Source organism: Marinobacter sp., assembly GCF_041595835.1.
GTDB lineage: Bacteria > Pseudomonadota > Gammaproteobacteria > Pseudomonadales > Oleiphilaceae > Marinobacter.
In genome coordinates this window covers 237652-255530 of sequence record NZ_JBFHJO010000001.1, presented here as the reverse complement: position 1 = coordinate 255530, position 17879 = coordinate 237652, and the positions used below count along the sequence as shown (strand labels likewise).

Genomic DNA, 17879 nt, shown 5'->3' with positions numbered 1-17879 from the left:
TCACCGAACCAGATAATCACGGAATCTGCATGACGCGTTATATTTTCGTCACCGGCGGTGTCGTGTCCTCATTGGGCAAAGGTATTGCGTCTGCCTCATTGGCAGCCATCCTAGAGGCACGAGGCCTGAAGGTCACTATTCTCAAGCTGGACCCGTACATCAACGTGGACCCCGGCACCATGAGCCCGTTCCAGCACGGTGAGGTTTTTGTCACCGAAGACGGCGCTGAAACTGATCTTGATCTGGGGCATTACGAGCGGTTTATTCGTACGCCCATGAGCAAGCGCAATAACTTCACCACCGGCCGGGTGTATGAAGAAGTTATTCGCAAAGAGCGTCGCGGCGATTATCTGGGAGGTACCGTTCAGGTTATTCCTCACATCACTGACGAGATTAAACGTCGTGTTGTTGAAGGTGCCGCTGGTACTGATGTGGCCATGATTGAAGTCGGTGGAACCGTAGGCGATATTGAATCTCTGCCATTTCTTGAGGCTTGCCGCCAGTTGAAGGTTGAAGTGGGCCCTCAGCGTGCATTGTTTATGCACCTGACTCTGGTGCCGTACATCGCCACTGCGGGTGAGATCAAAACCAAACCGACTCAGCACTCCGTGAAGGAAATGCGCTCCATTGGTTTGCAGCCTGATATCCTGTTATGCCGTTCAGAGCACGAAGTGGATGTCAGCTCTCGTCGTAAAATTGCCCTATTCACCAACGTTGAAGAGCGTGCGGTTATCCCGATGCAGGATGCCAAGTCTATCTATGCGATTCCGCGTATGCTGCATGAGTTTGGCCTGGATCAACTGGTTATCGAGCGTTTCAATCTGGACGCCCGTGAAGCAGATCTGAGTGAATGGGATGAAGTTGTGGAATCCCTGATGAACCCACAGCAAGAAGTTACCATTGCCATGGTTGGCAAATATATGGAACTTCTGGAAGCCTATAAATCTCTGATTGAATCTCTGCTGCACGCTGGCATTAAAACTCGCACCAAGGTCAATATTAATTATATCGATTCTGAAGACATCGAACGGGACGGTACTAAAGTACTTGAATCCGCAGATGCCATTTTGGTGCCGGGTGGTTTTGGTGAGCGTGGAGTCGAAGGTAAAATCCGCACAGTTCAGTATGCCCGTGAAAATAAGGTTCCGTACTTGGGTATTTGTCTGGGTATGCAGGTAGCCGTTATTGAGTACGCTCGAAATGTGGCTGGTCTGAAAGACGCCCATAGCACTGAATTCCGTGAACATACATCAGCACCAGTGGTGGGTCTGATCACTGAATGGTTGGATGCCAGCGGTAACACGGAAGAGCGTACCGAGGCATCAGATCTGGGCGGCACTATGCGCCTGGGTGCTCAGGATTGTGTATTGACTGACGGATCGACCATTGCTGCTTGCTATGGCAAGAAAACTATCCGTGAGCGTCATCGCCACCGTTATGAGGTCAACAATCACTTCTTACCGAAGCTGGAAGAAGCAGGCTTGCATATCTCTGGTCGTTCGGCTGATGGCCGGTTGGTTGAGGTTGTTGAAGCGCCGGATCATCCATGGTTTGTAGCTTGTCAGTTCCATCCTGAATTTACATCAACGCCTCGCGATGGCCATCCGCTGTTTAAAGGCTTTGTTGAGGCAGCTCTGGCGAATAAGAAGGGATCCTGATCATGGCGAAGAGCGTGGTTAACGTTGCAGGCATTAAAGTAGCCAACGATATGCCTTTCGTGTTGTTCGGCGGTATGAATGTACTGGAGTCACCCGAACTGGCGATGGAGGTAGCTGAAGCTTATGTGGACGCTACCAATAAACTGGGCATTCCGTATGTGTTCAAAGCCTCCTTCGATAAAGCTAATCGCTCTTCCGTGAATTCTTTTCGTGGTCCTGGTCTTGAAAAAGGGCTGCAGATTCTGGCAGACATCAAAAGTAAGTTTGGTGTGCCCATTATTTCTGATGTCCACGAGCCTGCCCAAGCAGCGCCTGCGGCTGAAGTGTGCGACATCATACAGTTACCCGCGTTCTTGAGCCGTCAAACCGATCTGGTGGTTGCTATGGCAAAAACCGGTGCGGTGATCAATATCAAGAAAGCTCAATTTCTCGCACCTCAGGAGATGAAGCACATCATCACTAAGTGCGAGGAAGCGGGTAACGACAACATTATTTTATGCGAACGCGGTAGCAGCTTTGGCTATAACAACCTTGTAGTCGACATGCTTGGTTTTGGCATCATGAAATCCATGAACGTTCCTGTGATGTTCGATGTGACGCACTCATTACAGATGCCTGGCGGCCGCGCTGATTCCGCCGGTGGTCGTCGTGCGCAGGTTACTGATTTGGCGCTGGCAGGTATGTCCCAAGGGTTGGCGGGATTGTTCCTTGAAGCCCATCCTGATCCTGATCAAGCCAAATGCGATGGCCCGTGTGCTCTGCGCCTGAGCCAGCTGGAGCCATTCCTTCAGCGGGTTAAAGCTGTAGATGATCTGGTAAAAAGTTTTAAACCTATCGACACCGCCTGATTGGCGGTGTTGGCAATTTGAAAGACCGCATATACCCGGCGTTACAACACGCTAAGGCATACTGCGAACTTTGAGAGCAAGCGACTTCCAGTTGTTTGCTCCGGCACCAAATTAAAAGTTAAGACTGGAGAAACAACCGAATGACCAAGATTGCCAATATCAAAGCTCGTGAGGTTCTGGATTCACGCGGTAACCCTACCGTGGAAGCCGACGTGATTCTGGAAAACGGAACTTTGGGCCGTGCCTGTGCGCCATCCGGAGCTTCTACTGGTTCCCGTGAAGCGCTGGAACTGCGTGACGGTGATGGTTCCCGTTACCTTGGGAAGGGTGTTCGCAAAGCCGTTGAGGCCATCAATGGCCAGATTCGTGATGCTTTGATTGGTAAGAATGCGGCAGAGCAGCGGGTTCTGGATCAGATCATGATTGATCTGGACGGCACCGAAAACAAAGCAAATCTTGGTGCTAATGCTATTCTGGCGGTTTCTCTGGCCGCAGCTAAAGCCGCGGCAACTTCATTGGGCAAGCCACTTTACGAGCACATCGCTGATGTGAATGGTACGTCTGGCAAGTTCTCCATGCCGGTTCCGATGATGAATATCCTGAACGGTGGTGAACATGCCGATAACAATGTCGATATTCAGGAGTTCATGATTCAGCCTGTTGCCGTAACAAGTTTTGGTGAAGCTTTGCGTGTTGGTGCTGAGATTTTCCACAGCCTGAAGAAGGTACTCAAAGCGCAAGGTCTGAATACTGCAGTCGGTGACGAGGGTGGCTTTGCTCCAAACCTGCCTTCCAACGAGGCGGCTCTGGCGGCTATCAAGGAAGCGGTTGAACAGGCCGGTTACGAGTTGGGTAAAGATGTAACTCTGGCCCTTGACTGTGCATCTTCTGAATTCTACAAAGACGGCCAGTATCAACTGGCTGGTGAAGGCAAGAGTTTTGACTCCGAAGGCTTTGCTGATTATCTGGCGGGTCTGTGCGAGCGTTATCCGATCGTTTCTATCGAAGACGGTATGGACGAAAGTGACTGGGATGGCTGGAAGATTCTGACTGACAAGCTGGGTAGCAAAATTCAGCTGGTGGGAGATGATCTGTTTGTGACCAACACCAAGATTCTCAAAGAAGGTATCGAGAAGGGTGTTGGTAACTCCATTCTTATCAAGTTCAACCAGATTGGTAGCTTGTCCGAAACGTTGGATGCGATCAAAATGGCTCAGGACGCAGGTTATACGGCAGTTATTTCTCACCGTTCCGGAGAAACTGAAGATACCACTATTGCTGACTTGGCTGTGGCTACTTGTGCTGGTCAGATCAAAACAGGTTCTTTGTGTCGTTCTGACCGGGTTGCCAAATACAATCAGTTGCTCCGCATTGAGGAAGCTCTGGATGGGAAAGCACCTTACCGTGGTCTGAGCGAAATCAAAGGTCAGGGCTGAGTTTTCTCAGAAAGGCATACCTTTTAGCTGTGGCTATAAGGTAACAAAATGATAAGGCCATCGCGTTCTGGATGAATATTCGGAAACGATGGCCTTTTTGCCCAGCAACTTGCGATGATTTGTTGCTAATCTACACGAGCGTCTATACTTAACTTCCGACGTTTACTTTTAATCCGGTTATTTTCTGAGCTAATTTGGCATGAAAACGCTTTGGGCCATTCTTGTTGTGCTTATTCTCCTGCTGCAGGTGCGCCTGTGGGTCGGGGAAGGGAGCTTTGCACAAGTCTGGTCTTTAGAAGAAGCGATTGCCGTTCAGCGGGCTGAAAATGCCGGATTGTCAGCTCGAAATGACCGGCTTTATGCGGAGGTTCGTAATCTGCGTAATGAACAGGGGGCGGTAGAAGAGCGGGCCCGCATGAATTTGGGGCTTATCCGTGACGATGAGACGTTTTTCCTGGTTGTTGAAAAATAACTTGGGTGCACCAGGTATTGGGTGCCATTGTTTCAGGGGCCACTGTAAGCACATTTATATGCACTTCTCTCAGGCTATTCTTGGCCTCCGATACTTTCCGGACTTTGTTTATATATTTCTATGAAAAATCCCAATCTATGGCTTGTGGTTCCTGCGGCTGGTATCGGTCAGCGAATGAAAGCCGAATGTCCCAAGCAATACCTGAAAATATCTGACCGTTTTATCCTCGATATTACTCTGTCCCGATTGTTGGATAGCGGCCCCTTTGAAGGCTGTATGGTGCCGCTGCACCCTCAGGATCAATGGTGGTCAGACAGTGAATCCTCAAGCGACGGCCGCATTCAGACCTGTACTGGTGGTAAGGAGCGGGCGGATTCGGTTCTTTCGGCTTTGCATGCGTTGGATGAGCAGGCCGATGAGAACGACTGGGTGTTGGTGCACGATGCGGCAAGGCCATGCTTGCATCCTCATGACCTTTCCAACTTGATTGATGTCCTTTTTGAACACCCTGTGGGAGGGCTTCTTGCTGCACCGGTGGCGGATACTTTGAAGTCGGCGAGTAAGGGGCGGCAGCCGGCTGTTGAGCAAACGGTGGATCGACGTTACCTTTGGCGGGCTTTGACGCCCCAAATGTTTCGGTTCGGAGCACTGAGGCAAGCTTTGGAATCCTGCCTGGAAAATGGTCATACGGTGACGGATGAGTCCTCTGCTATGGAGTTTTCCGGTAATATGCCTCTTTTGGTGGAAGGCCGGGCGGATAATCTGAAAATTACGGTTCCGTCGGATCTTGGGTTGGCCGAGTTTATTCTGAGTCAGCAGTAGGGCGTTCCCTCTTTCTTGTACATTCCTGTTTTGATTCGGAGATGAGCATGCGTATTGGCCAGGGCTTTGATGTCCATGCTTTTTGTGAAGGCGATTTTGTCATTTTAGGTGGGGTTAAGATTCCCTACAGCCATGGCCTGAAAGCTCATTCTGATGGCGATGTCCTTTTGCATGCGCTGGCGGATGCCTTGCTAGGCGCAGTTGCGTTGGGCGATATCGGTCATCTGTTCCCGGATACCAGTGAACAGTGGGCCGGTGCGGATAGTAGGGAGTTGCTTCGGATGGTGATGCAACGAGTTCTGGGCGAGGGGTTTGCCGTGGTGAATGTGGATACCACGATTATTGCCCAGGCTCCCAAAATGGCTCCCCATATAGAGTCTATGCGCCAGAATATCGCTGAAGATTTAGGTGTTCCGCCCGGGTGTGTAAGTGTTAAAGCAACGACCAGTGAAAAACTGGGCTTTACTGGACGAGGAGAGGGCATCGCTTGTCAGGCGGTTTGTTTGCTTGAGGCGGTGAGCTCGTGAATCAGTCAGGTGCGCTTCATAAGCAATGGCGGCTGGACTGGCCAACGTCGTCGGGTTCACGTCCGGGTAAGGCCTTGTTGAAAGCTGCCTCTGAAGATTTCCGGGTTACTGAGCAGCTTTGGCCAGAATTTGAAGATTCAGAATTCCAGGACTCAGGGGCGGGAGAGCATTTGTGCGTTCGTCTTGAGAAAAAGGGGGATAACACTGAGTACGTTGCCCGTGAGTTGGCGACGTTGGCGGACACAAAAGTATTTGAGGTGGGATTTTGCGGGCTGAAGGATCGTCATGCTGTGACTGTGCAATGGTTCAGTTTATACCGCCCCGGTCGCGAGGCTGAAGACGCAAAGCTTTTAGCATCTATATCTCAACGCTGGCGAGTATTGGCACATCGTCGCCATACGCGCAAACTCCGCCGAGGCGAACACCTGAAAAATGGCTTCGATTTGGTGCTGCATGAAGTAACCGGAGATGGGCCGGCGCTTGAGCAAGCGCTGGCACTTTTGGCTGATCGGGGAGCTCCGAATTATTTTGGGCCTCAGCGGTTTGGTCTTGCCGGAGGTAATCTTGAGCGCGCTGTTGCCCTTGATCCTACGAAATTGAATCGGAAAAAAGGCGGCCGCCGTGGCGGAAGTGGCTCGAAAAACGTATTGTACTTTTCAGCGGCACGTTCCTGGTTGTTTAATGAAGTGCTGGCGGAAAGAGTCGCTTCCGGGAGTTGGTTTCGTTGTTTGCCCGGGGAACCCGGTGATGAGGGCGTTCCAACCGGCCCACTCTGGGGTGATGGGGGGACAAGTGCCAGTGAGTATCAGGAAACCTTTGAAAGATCTGTGGTTGCCAAATACCCGGAGTTTGAAAAGCTGTTTTTGAGTACCCGCATGAAGCCTGAGCGTCGATCGCTGGTCACCCGGCCCGAACGACTGCAGTGGGAGTGGTTGGACGAAAACACTTTACGACTGCAGTTTTGGCTGCCGCCGGGTCAGTACGCAACCACCGTGCTGGGGGATATTTTCGAGCTGCAGGACATGAGCCTCAGCCGTGATAATAAGTATTAAGCGAGCTAGCTGGAGATCACTTTGCGTATTCTACTGTCTAATGATGATGGGGTTCATTCACCTGGCCTGATTGCACTGTATGAAGGGTTACAGGGTTTTGGGGAGCTTCGGGTGGTTGCTCCAGATCGCGACCACAGTGGTGCCAGTAACTCACTGACATTGAAGCGTCCTTTGACCGTTGAACGACATCCTAACGAATTTCGCTCAGTGGATGGTACGCCGACAGATTGTGTCCATCTGGCTGTTAATGGTTTGTTCAGCAAGCCGTTTGATCGTGTCATTTCCGGTATAAATACACATGCCAATCTGGGCGACGATGTTATTTATTCCGGGACTGTGGCGGCAGCGACAGAAGGTCGTCATCTTGGTATGCCTGCCATTGCCGTTTCGCTGGTGAATGAGGGGCACTTCCACTATGAAACTGCAGCGAAAGTTGTGCGGGTTCTGCTACAGAATAAGTGTACTTTGACGTTAGGCCCTCGAACCATTCTTAACGTTAATGTACCTGATGTGCCGTGGGATGAGTTGGCAGGATTCCGCATAACTCGTCTTGGCCACAGAGAGTGTGCGGAGGGCGTTGTCCCCGTTACGTGCCCGAGAGGCAAGAAGCGATATTGGATCGGTGCCGCAGGACGTGGAGGTGATGCCGGGCCGGGAACCGATTTCCACGCTGTTAGTGAAAAGTATGTATCGATTACTCCGGTGCACACCGACATGACTCGTCACGCCGCGCTGCCAGGTTTACGTGATTGGCTTGGTGGCCTGGCAGAGGGAGAGGCCGGGAAACATGATTGAAGGTATTGGTATGACCTCCCGGCGCACACGTATGCGCCTTGTTCAGCGTTTGCGTGACGCAGGCATTGTGTCAGACCGGGTGCTGGACGTTATTGGGCAGATACCAAGGCATATTTTTCTGGACGAGGCTTTGTCGCATCGGGCCTATGAAGATACAGCGCTGCCAATCGGATACAACCAGACACTATCTCAGCCGTACATTGTTGCCCGGATGACAGAGCTTCTGCTGGCCCACCAGCCAGAAAAGGTACTGGAACTCGGGACAGGGTCGGGTTACCAGACCGCGGTTCTTTCTCAACTGTTTAAAGAAATCTACAGTGTAGAGCGAATCCGGCCCCTGCAGGAGCGGGCAAGGGAAAGACTGCGTCAACTGAATGTTCGAAATGTCATGCTTAAGCACGCAGATGGCGGTATGGGGTGGCCAGAGCGTGGGCCGTTTGACGGGATTATTGTTACAGCTGCCCCGACAGAGGTTCCCAAAGAACTGTTAGGCCAGCTGGCGGATGGCGGCGTGCTGATAGCGCCTGTTGGTGAGCGTGACCAGGTGCTAGTAGAAATTATTCGCCGGGGCGATAGTTTTGAACGCCGTGAACTTGAACCGGTGCGTTTTGTACCGCTGCTTGGCGGGGTGGTTCGTTGATGTCTCAGGGCGAGAATAGCGGCGAAGGGCGAACGCATCATCCCTTGGCTATCTTTTTTAGAGGTATGGCAATGGGGGCAGCGGATATCGTTCCTGGCGTGTCTGGTGGAACCATTGCCTTTATTACAGGTATTTACTTTCGGCTTCTGCAAGCCATTAGTGCTGCCCCTGTGGCTTTTTTCCGGCAGCTTGTTCACGGTGACTTTACCGGGTTCTGGCGGTCGGTTGATGGTACGTTTTTGCTCACACTTTTGGCTGGCATTTTGACCAGTATTGCCAGCCTCGCTTCATTGATTACCTGGCTTCTGGACCAGCATCCCATTCTTATCTGGAGCTTCTTTTTTGGTTTGATTGTTGCGTCGGTCTGGCACGTTGGACAACAGGTGCAGCGCTATGTCCCAGGCTTGTTGGTTCCGCTTGTTTCCGGTGCCTTGTTTGCGTGGTGGGTAACAACGTTACCAGCCAGTGAGCTTGAGCCTTCTGGCCTGGCTTTTCTGGGAGCTGGGGCTCTGGCCATTTGCGCCATGATTCTGCCTGGTATTTCCGGAAGCTTTTTGTTGCTCATTATTGGAATGTATACCCCCGTATTGTCAGCCATTAAGGGTGGTGAAATTGTAAACCTCGGCATCTTTATGGTGGGTTGCCTGATGGGATTGCTGTCTGTTGCCCGGTTGATCACGCTGGCTTTCAAGTATTTTCACGATACGGTCCTGGCCTTGCTGACTGGCTTTATGATTGGTGCCTTAGTAAAAGTGTGGCCTTGGCAGGAAACATTGACTTGGCGTATTAATAGCCACGGTGAACAGGTGCCTTTGAGTCAGTTGCCGGTAACTCCGGACGCTTGGGCCGCCCTATACGGCCAGGAGCCATTGATCGGATTAGCCATTTTGATGGCCATGGTGGGATTGATACTGGTTGTTGGGCTTGAGATCGTTGGGCGAAAACGGTCAAAAACATAGGGTTGAGTAGTTGGTCATATGAAAAGTGTTACCTGGTACACAAAATCTATGTTCCTGAAGGTAACAAATTTGTGCAAGCAGTAACTTGGAATCGCCGATAAAACGTGCAATATATTAAAAGGTTAGCCCTGAAACATAAGAATGTGCATGCAGCACGTCCAGTTTCTTAGATGGATTTATTATAATCAGGCAATTAATTATTCGTGATTCTATTTAACGGGCACATCATTTCAGCGATACCTGCCAGAGGCCTGCCTCTGGTTGATGACTGGAAGCATCGCTGTTTCCACCTGCCCGCATTGCTATCACCGCTCTTTTTTCTTCTCTCTTCGTTGTTTCTCTCCGGCTGTAATACCAGTGCAATCTACCAGGACGATCGTTATAACCCACCGGTCTATTGGGGAACTCACGTGGTCAAAAAGGGTGAGACTCTTTACGGCATTGCCTGGCGGTATGGCCGTGACTATAGGGAGCTTGGTGATGCGAACGGATTAAAACCGCCCTGGAATATTCGTGTTGATCAGGTATTGAGGCTAGACAAGAAAGGGCGAGTTCGGAGCACTGCGAGTTCCTCCTCGGTTGCTCGGAATAAGCCAGCAACAAACACAGGGGCTCAGAGAGCTTCTTCAGTTAAAGTTTCGCCTCCTCAGTCTGTGCCCAAAGCGACCGCTGCCAAGCCGGTACGAAAAACAGGAAGTCAGACGGTGGCCAACATTAAATGGCGATGGCCACATAGTGGCACTGTAATTGCTAAATATTCTACATCGGGAAAAGTCAATAAAGGCATTGATATTGTTGGGCAACCCGGGGATGCTGTTAGAGCCGCTGCAGATGGGAGTGTGGTTTACGCAGGAAATGGGTTACTTGGTTACGGTAACCTGATTATAGTGAATCATGATGAGCACTATCTCAGTGCATATGCCCATAATCGAAAAATTTTGGTACAAGAAGGAGATGGAATAAAAGCCGGGCAGGTAATTGCTGAACTTGGTAGTAGTGGTACAGATAAACCGATGTTGCATTTTGAAATCAGAAAAAATGGCAATCCGGTTGATCCATCCAGGTACTTGCCGAGGCGCTGACCAGATTATCCGAACGTTTTGAGGGAATATCGAAAAGTACAAGAAAAATAATGGCAACGGAGTTGCCAGCCAACACGCAAATGTCCTGAACAAAATCAGTATCAATGAAGCCCGCAATAATAAGAAGTATCGGGCGCAAACGGGATTATTGAGAGGCGGGATACAAAATGTCAGTAGAGCAAGAAGATGTCATTATTGATCGCGTAGCAGAAGTTGAAGAAATTGACGAGCCGGTTTTAGCTGAAGATAAGCCGGAAGGGGGGGCTGCTGCCAGGCGGTCGCCAGGTAAAGCAGATGATTTCTCCTACAAGGGGAAGTATCTGTCCAGTCAGAAACAGCTGGATGCAACTCAGCTGTATCTTAATGAAATTGGTTTCTCACCGTTACTAACTCCAGAAGAAGAAGTCTACTTTGCACGGCTGGCCCGTAAAGGCGAAGAGTCTGGCCGAAAACGAATGATTGAAAGTAACCTTCGATTGGTGGTTAAGATCGCCCGACGCTACGTGAACCGTGGCCTGACTCTTCTTGATTTGATTGAAGAAGGTAACCTGGGCCTTATTCGCGCAGTAGAAAAGTTCGATCCTGAGCGGGGCTTCCGTTTTTCTACCTATGCAACCTGGTGGATCCGACAGACGATTGAGCGGGCTATCATGAATCAGACCCGCACGATTCGCCTTCCTATCCATGTAGTGAAAGAGCTTAACCTGTATTTGCGGGCGGCTCGTGAACTGACACAAAAGCTTGATCATGAGCCTACCGCGGAGGATATTGCTCGCCTGGTAGATAAGCCTGTTAAAGACATTAAGCGCATGCTGGGTCTTAATGAGCGGGTGGCATCAATGGATACGCCCATTGGTGTTGGTAGCGATAAATCATTGTTGGACACAGTTGCAGATGAGGGCGCCTCGGACCCTGCGGATGTGTTGCAAGATAATAATATGTGCTCTTGTCTGGAGAACTGGATTGATCAGTTAAGTGACAAGCAGCAAGAAGTTTTGTCCCGGCGGTTCGGTTTGCGGGGATATCCTGTCAGCACTCTGGAAGAAGTCGGGCAGGAGATTGGCCTGACGCGGGAACGGGTGCGTCAGATTCAGGTTGAAGCTCTTCGACGACTGCGTGAGATTCTTGAGAAAGAAGGCCTGTCGAGTAATTTATTGTTTAACTAGGCTGAATTGACGTATTTGGATGACACGCCGGTCATAGCAATATGACCGGCTTTTTTTTATTTAATGAGGCATCAAATGAGAACCAGGTGGTGATTGCGAGCAGGGCTTCGTTGTTAGAATGTACTTCCGTGGTGAGAATTGCATGTTGGCCCGGAGACGAATGACATATTCAATAATAATGATCGAAAGGAAAGGATTATGAAGAAGGCTCTTACTGCAGGTTTTGCTTCTCTGCTTCTGACAGGTGCTCTGGCTGCACCGGTTCACGCGCTGGAAGTGGGCGGTGTTGATGTTCCTGATACTTATTCTGTTGTAGGGCAGGAACTTCAGCTCAATGGTGCTGGAACTCGGTCCAAATGGTTTATGGATCTTTATGTTGGCGGCCTTTATGTGCAAGACAAGGTAAGTGACGGGCAAGCCGTTATTAACGCTGACGAGCCTCAGGCCATTACGCTTCACATTACTTCCGGAATGATTACCAGTGAGCGCATGACTGAAGCAACGTTGGATGGCTTTAAGGCTGCTACCGGTGGTGACCTGTCAGCTATTCAGTCGGATGTTGACCAGTTTATGGCGGTTTTCCAGGAAGAGATTAAAGAAGGTGATATTTTTGAGCTGGTCTACGTGCCGGGCAATGGTATTCAGGTTATGAAAAACGGTGAGCAGAAAGACACCGTTGGTAACTTCGAATTTAAGAAAGCCCTGTTTGGCATCTGGTTATCTGATAAGCCTGCCCAGAAAGATCTGAAGGCAAAAATGCTTGGTAATGGTTGATTACCACTTAGCTTAATCCACAAAAAAACCGGCTATTGCCGGTTTTTTTGTGGATGCAGAAAACGTCAGGTCTTATTGGTAGTCCTGCTTGTGTTTGAACTCACAGAGATCTTCAATGATGCAGGAACCACATTTTGGCTTCCGGGCAACACAAGTATACCGCCCATGAAGAATAAGCCAATGGTGAGCGTCCATCAAAAACTCTTTTGGCACTAACCGCATCAGACGTTTTTCAACTTCTAAAACGGTTTTCCCGGGCGCGATGCCGGTGCGGTTTGATACCCGAAAAATATGTGTGTCTACAGCCATAGCTGGCTGGCGAAACGCTGTATTCAGAACCACGTTGGCAGTTTTACGACCGACGCCGGGCAGAGCTTCTAGGGCTTCTCTGTTGTCTGGCACTTTACTGTCGTGCTTTTCGATCAGTATCTTGCAGGTTTTTATGACGTTTTCGGCTTTCGTATTAAACAGGCCAATGGTCTTTATGTATTCCTTTAAACCGTCTACCCCAAGCGCGTAAATGGCTTCAGGGGTATTGGCAACAGGGTAGAGTTTGTCAGTCGCCTTATTAACGCCAACATCCGTTGCCTGCGCAGACAAGATCACGGCAATCAGGAGCTCGAAAGGCGAGCTGAAATTTAACTCTGTTGTCGGGTTAGGGTTCTCATTTTTGAGCCGTGTGAAAATTTCGATACGTTTTTCTTTGTTCATGCGATTCCCGGAGTAGAGTCAGGCATGTCGTTCAGGAAATGCTGCCGGTTACCCGAACCCGCTTGTTGCCTGTTTCGACTTGAGCTGGTCCGGCTGCCAATTTGCGTTCTTTCAGGCGCTGATCAATACCGTTTTTCAGGGCGATCAGCAGGCCAAGGCCTACGAACGCTCCAGGGGGGAGGACCATGAACAGCATATCAGGGTAGTGTTCGAATGGGCGAATCACCCAGTCAGACGCTATCGGTCCGAGCAGTAGATGCATGTCGGCAAATAGTGTGCCCTGACCAAGAAGCTCGCGCATGCCCCCGAGAACGATCAATACCAGCAAGAAGCCCAGACCCATCATTGCGCCGTCCAGTGCGGCGGGTAGAGGCGGATTCTTGGAGGCAAAGGCGTCCGCACGGCCTAAAATGGTGCAGTTAGTGACGATTAACGGGATGAAAATCCCGAGAATCTGATAAAGCTCATAGGTAAAGGCTTGCATCAGTAGCTCAGCGCAGGTTACGAATGACGCAATAATCATTACGAAGGCTGGCAGCCGCACTGACTCGCTGACAAAGTTCCGGATAAGCGACACTGACAGGTTAGAGCCAACCAATACCAGCAGAGTGGCTATGCCAAGGCCTATGGCGTTTACTACGGTGCTGGTTACAGCTAGAAGGGGACAAAGGCCAAGTACCTGAACTAAAGCAGGGTTATTGGTCCATAGGCCATCTTTAATGATTTCAGACGAAGTCTTGGTAGCCATGATCAGGAATGCTCCGCAGGTTTGAGTTCACCGGCTATCGCTTCCGGGCGTTGATTCTTGGAGTTGGGTGTTGGTGGTTCGTTCAGGCGTTCGCGAATTTCCTGGCGATGTTGGCGAAAATAAATCAGTGATTTCTGGACAGCCTTAACCACGGCTCTCGGTGTAATTGTGGCACCCGTAAATTGATCAAACACCCCGCCATTTTTTTTCACATTCCACAGGTTTGGTCTTGGATTGTTCAGAGAACGGCCATTGAAGTCGTATACCCAGTCTGATTTCCGGGTTTCGATGCGGTCGCCTAACCCTGGTGTTTCCCGGTGGCTGGTTACGCGAACACCCAGCACTTCACCTTCCATATCAATACCAACCAGCAATCGAATCTCACCGGAGTACCCATCCGGGGCTACAGCCGGCATGATGATGCCGATGGGGTGGTTGTTGCGCCGGGCAACCCAGACCTTCACCGGGCCGGCAGCTGGCTGACGAGCGCTGGCGGGAAGCGTGACCACATCTTTTAGCAGGTCGTTGTCGTGCTGGCTTTCCGGGATGATATCGAACAGAGCTCTGGCTTCAGCGCGCTCTGCCTGTTCTTTAATGCGGTCTTTGGTGATGCCTTGGGTCAGTGCGATGGTACCGCCTGTGATTACGGCGAATAGGCCAAGACCGATGGCACTACGACGAATAGAAGTCATCATTGCGTTCATCCATTAACCTCCATTCTTGCTGGGCAGACCACGCCTGGCCTTATGGTGGCCGTAGGCTCTTGGCGGCGTGTAGTGGTCAATGAACGGTACCGCAAAGTTCATCAGCAATACGCTGAAGGCAACCGCGTCCGGGTAATTTCCCCAGCTACGGATCAGGTAGATCAATATGCCGATGCCCGCACCATAGATCAGTTTGCCCAGATGGCTGGTCGCGGCAGAAACAGGGTCTGTGGCAATAAAAAACGCACCCAGCATTGTGCCGCCCGCGAGAAGATGGAGTTGAATCGGGGCGTATTGGTCTGCATTGCTGCCGAATGCAAGGCTCATGATGGCAATGGCAGTAAGAAACGCGACGGGAATGTGCCAGGTGATAATTTTCAGGCCAATCAGTAACAGGCCTCCTGCCATAAAGGCTAGGCTTACCCATTCCCAGCCCCGGGCTACATGCTCACCAAAGGTCGGATGCTGGAGTACTTCGGCAGCGGTGTAGTTGGCAATTTTGTGCTTATATTCATCCAAAGGTGTGGCCATTGTCCAGCCGTCTACGGCTGTTTGGCTGGCAGAGAAGATGGTGGAGAGGGTTTCTCCGAAGTCCGGAGCGCTGCCCCAGAGGGTGCTTGCCTGGGCCCAGTTGGTAGTCATGGCGACTGGAAAGGAAACCAGTACCAGAGCATAGCCCACCATGGCGGGGTTGAAAGGGTTAGAGCCGAGTCCGCCATAGAGTTGTTTGGCCACTACAATGGCGGTGATCACTGCAACGGCAGAAACCCACCAGGGAGCAAACTGGGGCAGGGAGAGTCCCAGTAGCAAACCGGTAACGGCTGCGGTATTGTCTTTCAGGAAAAAGGTGACAGGTTTGTTGCGAAGCTTCAGGACTGTTGCCTCGGCGGCTATGGCCAGAGCGACGCACCAAATCACATTAATCAGGTTACCCCAGCCGAAGAACAGAGTCTGAGCCAACAAGCCGGGAAGGGCTGCCAGAATAACCCAGAGCATCAGCCGCGATGTGGGGCGGGCATTGTGGGCATGGGGGGAAGATTGTTGAATTAATGCCATGAACTATCAGCCTGCAATGAGTTACTCGGACGACGAAGATTCGGATACTGTGGCCATCTGCTTGCGGGCGTCGGCAAGGGCTTGCTGAGCCCGCTGTACCCGGTCGTGATTCTTGGCGACAGCCCGTTCCAGTTTGTCCACGTTGTCAGCTTGCTGGGCTTTTGCTTCTTCGAGCATGCCCTGCATGGTGTTAAGTTTTGCTTCGGCCTGCATCAGCTGTTTTTCCAGAGCTTCGATGTCTGGCTTTTCCTGGCCAGCCAGCGCTGATTCCGCAGCCGTCGGCGTAGTTTTGGCTTTTTTACGTTCCAGCGCCTGTTGTACCAAGGCAGCCTTGGCGGCTCGCTCATCCACAGCTTCGCCTTGTGCAACCGTTTGCTCGGCTTCAGCCTGCTTCCTGGCTTGGGCTTCAGCTGCTGCCTTTGCTCGTTCCTTGCGACGAAGTTCTTTCTCTTGTTGCTCACGCTCAAGCCGAGCTTGCCGCGCTTCAAAACGTTCTCTGGCTCGGTCTGACTTCAACTGCTCTGCGCGCTGATTGCGGATTTCGCCTTTTGCGTAGCGGTAATACTGAACCAGAGGAATCGAGCTGGGACACACATAGGAGCATGCTCCACACTCAATGCAGTCGAACAGGTTCAGGTGCTCAGCCTTTTCAAACTCTGCGGCCTTGGAGTACCAGAATAGCTGCTGAGGGAGCAATTCCATCGGGCAGACTTCGGCACACTGGCTGCACCGGATACAGGGTTGCTCCGGAGCGGGTGCCGGTAACTCTTCTGCTGTTGCAGCAATCACGCAGTTTGAGGTTTTTACTACCGGTATTGCAGTGTTAGTGAGGGTGTAACCCATCATCGGGCCACCGAGCACCATCCGGTTTAATCTGTTTTGTTGAAGGCCAGCTTTTGTCAAAAGGGTAATGACTGGTGTGCCGATCAGGGCTTCATAGTTGCCCGGCTCCTGAACTGCCTCCCCCGTAATGGTCACGACCCTGGATATCAGGGGCTTGCCTTCACATACTGCCCGGGACACGGCCACAGAGGTGCCGACGTTGTGGCACATCACGCCAATGTCGGCGGGAATACCACCGCTGGGAACTTCCTGGCCGGTAAGAATCTGAATCAACTGTTTTTCGCCGCCGGATGGATATTTGGTCGGAATCACGGCAATTTCAATCTGAGTATTCTGAACAGCATCGCGCATAGCTGCGATGGCTTCTGGCTTGTTGTCCTCGATACCAATTACGCAACGGGAGGGGCGAAGAATCCAGGCCATGATTTTCATGCCATTGATAACCTCGGCCGCATGCTCACGCATGGTCATGTCATCGGCAGTAATATAGGGCTCGCATTCAGCGCCGTTCAGAATCAGAGTTTCAACTTTGCGATCTCTGGGTGGGCGTAGTTTGATGGTGGTCGGGAAACCTGCACCACCCATGCCCGCGATACCTGCGTCGCGGATCATACCCAAAACGGCTTCCCGCTCCAGTTTTTGGTAATCACTGATAGGGTTGAGCTCACACCATTGATCTTCGCCGTCGGGCGTTAACACCACACACCAGTCCGACATTCCGGACGGGTGGGGAACTGGCCGCTGCTCAATAGCTTCAATGACACCGGATGTGGATGCATGCACAGGAACTCCCAGCCCGGCTTTTACATCCGCAATTTTCTGGCCTTTCAAGACCCGGTCACCAACTTCAACAAGTACTTCGGCAGGTTCGCCAATATGTTGTTGTAAGGGCAAAATCAGCTGCTCAGGTATACCTGCTGACTGAATTGGGCGGCGGGTGGATTGAATTTTATTCTCGGGCGGATGAATGCCGCCGGGAAAATCCCACAAGTTCATTAGGTATTAGCTCCCTGGCGGTCCGTGGTAATGATTTCTGGCTTGGAGGGAGCTGTCCAGCTCCAGGAGCGGATATCCGGTTCGATAGTGATCATATCGATGCAGTCGACAGGGCAGGGTTCAACACAGAGATCACAGCCGGTACATTCGCTTTCGATCACAGTGTGCATGTGTTTGGCGGCGCCGAGGATTGCATCAACCGGGCAGGCCTGAATGCACTTGGTACATCCAATGCATTCGTCTTCCCGAATAACGGCAACACGTTTGGCTTGTTCCGCCCCGTGTTCGGCGTCCAGAGGTTGGGGCTCAACATCCAACAGGTCGGCCAGAGCTTTGATCGTACTTTCGCCACCGGGGGGGCATTTGTTGATGGCTTCACCATTAGCAATGGCTTCTGCATAAGGGCGGCAGCCAGGGTGCCCGCATTGTCCGCATTGAGTTTGCGGGAGCAGGGAATCAATCTGGTCAACCAACGGATTGCCTTCAACTTTGAACCGTTCTGAGGCAAAACCAAGTAGCCCACCAAAAATAAGGGAGAGCACAAGCAGGACAACTACGGCAATCAGGAAACTTGTCCACATAGTTAAAGC

At 51.2% G+C, this 17879-nt stretch carries 19 protein-coding genes; 13 read left to right on the top strand and 6 right to left on the bottom strand.

Translation table 11 applies throughout. The features are described 5' to 3' along the window. Positions 1-29 precede the first annotated feature (29 nt). The 13 genes from ABYA77_RS01185 to ABYA77_RS01125 all read left to right on the top strand — a co-directional run bounded on the left by ABYA77_RS01185 (position 30) and on the right by ABYA77_RS01125 (position 12231). The gene (locus ABYA77_RS01185; RefSeq protein WP_372964092.1) at positions 30-1658 is read left to right on the top strand and encodes a CTP synthase; all 1629 of its coding nucleotides are present in this window, start codon (positions 30-32) and stop codon (positions 1656-1658) included. Positions 1659-1660: 2 nt separating this feature from the next. After that, complete coding sequence (gene kdsA, locus ABYA77_RS01180) at positions 1661-2506, top strand: 3-deoxy-8-phosphooctulonate synthase (protein ID WP_372964091.1); 846 nt, start codon at positions 1661-1663, stop codon at positions 2504-2506. A gap of 140 nt (positions 2507-2646) precedes the next feature. Continuing rightward, positions 2647-3942 (top strand): phosphopyruvate hydratase, encoded by a 1296-nt coding sequence (eno, locus tag ABYA77_RS01175; RefSeq protein WP_372964090.1) that lies wholly within the window; start codon positions 2647-2649, stop codon positions 3940-3942. Positions 3943-4141: 199 nt separating this feature from the next. Beyond that, positions 4142-4414 carry a septum formation initiator family protein gene (locus ABYA77_RS01170; RefSeq protein ID WP_372964089.1) on the top strand — a complete coding sequence of 91 codons (273 nt, stop codon included), beginning with the start codon at positions 4142-4144 and terminating at the stop codon, positions 4412-4414. Positions 4415-4534: 120 nt separating this feature from the next. Further along, positions 4535-5236 carry a 2-C-methyl-D-erythritol 4-phosphate cytidylyltransferase gene (gene ispD / locus ABYA77_RS01165; protein WP_372964088.1) on the top strand — a complete coding sequence of 234 codons (702 nt, stop codon included), beginning with the start codon at positions 4535-4537 and terminating at the stop codon, positions 5234-5236. Between the two features lie 47 nt (positions 5237-5283). Next, positions 5284-5763 carry a 2-C-methyl-D-erythritol 2,4-cyclodiphosphate synthase gene (gene ispF / locus ABYA77_RS01160; RefSeq protein ID WP_372964087.1) on the top strand — a complete coding sequence of 160 codons (480 nt, stop codon included), beginning with the start codon at positions 5284-5286 and terminating at the stop codon, positions 5761-5763. Then, positions 5760-6815: a tRNA pseudouridine(13) synthase TruD gene (truD, locus tag ABYA77_RS01155; protein ID WP_372964086.1), complete on the top strand. Its 1056-nt coding sequence runs from the start codon at positions 5760-5762 to the stop codon at positions 6813-6815. The genes ispF and truD overlap by 4 nt, the downstream gene beginning before the upstream one ends. Before the next feature lie 21 nt (positions 6816-6836). Beyond that, positions 6837-7610, top strand: coding sequence for a 5'/3'-nucleotidase SurE (surE, locus tag ABYA77_RS01150; RefSeq protein ID WP_372964085.1), 774 nt, complete (start codon positions 6837-6839; stop codon positions 7608-7610). Then, a complete protein-coding gene (locus ABYA77_RS01145; protein ID WP_372964084.1) occupies positions 7603-8250 on the top strand; it encodes a protein-L-isoaspartate(D-aspartate) O-methyltransferase in 648 nt (215 codons plus the stop codon). Before surE ends, ABYA77_RS01145 begins: the two co-directional genes overlap by 8 nt. Continuing rightward, positions 8250-9209: a DUF368 domain-containing protein gene (locus ABYA77_RS01140; protein ID WP_372964083.1), complete on the top strand. Its 960-nt coding sequence runs from the start codon at positions 8250-8252 to the stop codon at positions 9207-9209. Before ABYA77_RS01145 ends, ABYA77_RS01140 begins: the two co-directional genes overlap by 1 nt. Positions 9210-9499: 290 nt before the next feature. After that, positions 9500-10291, top strand: a complete 792-nt coding sequence (locus tag ABYA77_RS01135; RefSeq protein WP_372964127.1) for a peptidoglycan DD-metalloendopeptidase family protein — start codon at positions 9500-9502, stop codon at positions 10289-10291. Positions 10292-10458: 167 nt separating this feature from the next. Further along, on the top strand, positions 10459-11457 hold the full coding sequence (rpoS, locus tag ABYA77_RS01130; RefSeq protein WP_372964082.1) for an RNA polymerase sigma factor RpoS: 999 nt from the start codon (positions 10459-10461) through the stop codon (positions 11455-11457). Between the two features lie 198 nt (positions 11458-11655). Further along, positions 11656-12231, top strand: coding sequence for a chalcone isomerase family protein (locus tag ABYA77_RS01125; RefSeq protein WP_372964081.1), 576 nt, complete (start codon positions 11656-11658; stop codon positions 12229-12231). Positions 12232-12303: 72 nt separating this feature from the next. Here the strand turns inward: ABYA77_RS01125 and nth are convergent, their stop codons facing one another. From nth to rsxB, 6 genes are read right to left on the bottom strand one after another with little or no spacing between them, the layout of a single operon-like run. Beyond that, entirely contained in the window at positions 12304-12942 is a 639-nt protein-coding gene (gene nth, locus ABYA77_RS01120) for an endonuclease III (RefSeq protein WP_372964080.1), read from the bottom strand. Between the two features lie 31 nt (positions 12943-12973). Next, positions 12974-13690 (bottom strand): electron transport complex subunit E, encoded by a 717-nt coding sequence (locus tag ABYA77_RS01115; protein WP_372964079.1) that lies wholly within the window; start codon positions 13688-13690, stop codon positions 12974-12976. A gap of 2 nt (positions 13691-13692) precedes the next feature. Next, positions 13693-14394 carry an electron transport complex subunit RsxG gene (gene rsxG / locus ABYA77_RS01110; protein ID WP_372964078.1) on the bottom strand — a complete coding sequence of 234 codons (702 nt, stop codon included), beginning with the start codon at positions 14392-14394 and terminating at the stop codon, positions 13693-13695. 3 nt (positions 14395-14397) lie between these two features. Continuing rightward, complete coding sequence (gene rsxD, locus ABYA77_RS01105; RefSeq protein ID WP_372964077.1) at positions 14398-15450, bottom strand: electron transport complex subunit RsxD; 1053 nt, start codon at positions 15448-15450, stop codon at positions 14398-14400. Positions 15451-15471: 21 nt separating this feature from the next. After that, positions 15472-17289 (bottom strand): electron transport complex subunit RsxC, encoded by a 1818-nt coding sequence (gene rsxC / locus ABYA77_RS01100; RefSeq protein ID WP_372964076.1) that lies wholly within the window; start codon positions 17287-17289, stop codon positions 15472-15474. After that, entirely contained in the window at positions 17289-17870 is a 582-nt protein-coding gene (gene rsxB, locus ABYA77_RS01095; protein WP_372964075.1) for an electron transport complex subunit RsxB, read from the bottom strand. Before rsxB ends, rsxC begins: the two co-directional genes overlap by 1 nt. Between the last annotated feature and the right edge of the window lie 9 nt (positions 17871-17879).